This window comes from Hyphomonas sp. (assembly GCF_040882205.1).
Classification (GTDB): domain Bacteria; phylum Pseudomonadota; class Alphaproteobacteria; order Caulobacterales; family Hyphomonadaceae; genus Hyphomonas.
The window spans coordinates 1-2117 of the sequence record NZ_JBBEBT010000306.1 but is presented as its reverse complement, the minus strand read 5'-3'; the positions used below and the strand labels follow the sequence as shown (position 1 = coordinate 2117).

At 63.1% G+C, this 2117-nt stretch carries 1 protein-coding gene; it reads left to right on the top strand.

Going from position 1 to position 2117, the window contains the following annotated elements; translation table 11 throughout:
* Positions 1 to 2117 (top strand): translocation/assembly module TamB domain-containing protein (locus WEA77_RS13100; RefSeq protein WP_368068328.1); only part of this gene is annotated, 2117 nt, incomplete at both ends.

The window sequence follows — 2117 nt, the reverse complement described above, 5'->3', positions numbered from 1 at the left end:
CTACGCATACGTCGTGAAGCCGTCGACATTCGCCGCCTCGACTTTAGCCTGCCGGGCCTGGAGGGTCAGGTTGCCGGCCGCATATATGGCCCGGGTAGCCCTGACCTTCGCGTCACCGCGCAGCAGCTGAAAACGCTGGAGGTTTCCGGCAGTGAAGTCGATCTCGGCGCCGTTGCGGTGCGGGTTACGCGCCTGGGCGGCGGCATGCTTGTGGACGCCGGCTCCGAGGGCGGCCGCGCGCTCGTCAGCGGACGGAACGTTTCCGACCTGGCCGCCGCTGCCGAGATCTATATCGAAGACGGCGACCTCTCAGGGCCTGTCACACTGACAGGACGTTCCGACGGGCAGGCCTCAGCAGCCTCGTTCGTGCTCGACCGGCGCGGCAAGACAACCCGCTTCAACACGATCGAGGGTCGTCTTGGCTCCATTGAGTTCTCAGGGTCGGCCGCGCTGGTCGATGGTGGTTCGCTTGAAGCTGATTTCAACGCGGAGGCCGGCGCTTTACAGATCGGGGGTATCACCTTCGGCAGCCTCAGCCTGAAAGGCAGCGCAGCACGCGGGGGCGAGAGCCCCTTCGATGTCGGCGCGACATTCGAAGCGCGTGATATCCAGATCACGCAAGATCTTTCCATCGATGCTGTCACCGGCACGCTGACGACTGTCGCAGAAGGCTACAGGTTCGAAGCCCGGATGACCGACACCCAGGTTCGTGCCAGCAGCGATCTTGGTTTCTACGGACTGGTTGCGCTCGCTGACGGCCCACCTTCAGGTCAGCTTTCCGTGTCGGGCACCCTGCTCGGCATTGCCATCGCCTCGCGGGAAGAGATTGAATGGTCCCTGGGCCCAGCGCCGACGCTGGACGCAGATGTCTCGCTTCTCGGCGGACGCCTGCAGGCGCGCCTGCGCCCCGGCAAAGAAACAACCAGCAGCTCGCTCTCGATGCAGAACCTTTCGATTGCTCCTGTTCTGGCCGCCCTTGGCTATCCTGCCATCGATGCGGTGATATCTGGCCGCGCCAACGGCCGGGTGTATGGGGATGCACCGGAAGGCGTCATGGAATTGTCTGCGAACAGTGCCGTGTCCGGCCTGAATACGCGCATTGATCTGAAGCTGAATGGCCGCCTCGATTCACGCGCGCTTTCGCTCACCGCGCAATCCACATATGGGCCCGACCTGAAAGCCAGCGCTGCCGGGCGCCTGCCCGTGACCGCTTCCGCAGACGGTATCGTGCAGTTCGATCAGGAACGGCCCATCGAAGCGCTGATTGACGTCAACGGGGACCTTGAATCTGTCCGCCTCATAGCGCTCGCCTATGGACACGATGTCGGAGGTACAATCAGCAGCCGCACAAAACTGCTTGGCACGCTCGCCGAACCTCGCATCAGGTCTGACACGAAGGTAACCCGCGGGATATACCAATACGGCGCAACCGGCATGGGTCTCAAGGACCTCGATGTGGACGCCAGCTATGACGCCGGCGTCCTGACCGTCACAGGGCGAGGAGCAGGTACCGAAGGCGGAACCCTGGAAATGAACGGCAGGCTTGCGGAAGCCGAATCCGGGGTCAGCGTGAAGTTCAACCGCATCCTCATCTATGACCGGCACGGTGATTTCGCCCGCATTACCGGTGATGCCAAACTGACCGAAGAAGAAACTGACCGTGTACTCACAGGGGCGTTAGCTATCAACGAAGCGCGCTTCAACATCGGCAATTTCTCGAACAATTCCATCCGTACACTGAATGTGCGTTGGACAACGGATGACCCGGATGCGCTTAATGAAACCCTGCTCGACAAACCCATCCGCCTGGCGCTCGATGTGACCGCTCCGCGCGGCGTGATCGTGCGCGGCCGCGGCCTTGACAGTGACTGGGGCGTCAACCTCGAAGTCACTGGCCGGCCGGACAATATCCTCCTCAACGGCCGCGCAGCGCTGGTGCGCGGCAGCCTTGAGCTGGCGCAGCGCCCCTTCGAATTCGAGACCGGGCAAATCACCTTTGACGGCCCGGTCGATACCGCGCGCATGGCGATCTCGGCGACGCGCGAGGTTGACGGCTTCTCGGTCCGCGCCGATGTCGGCGGCGCGCCGGCGCGGCCCCCCATCGAGTTGACCAGCCC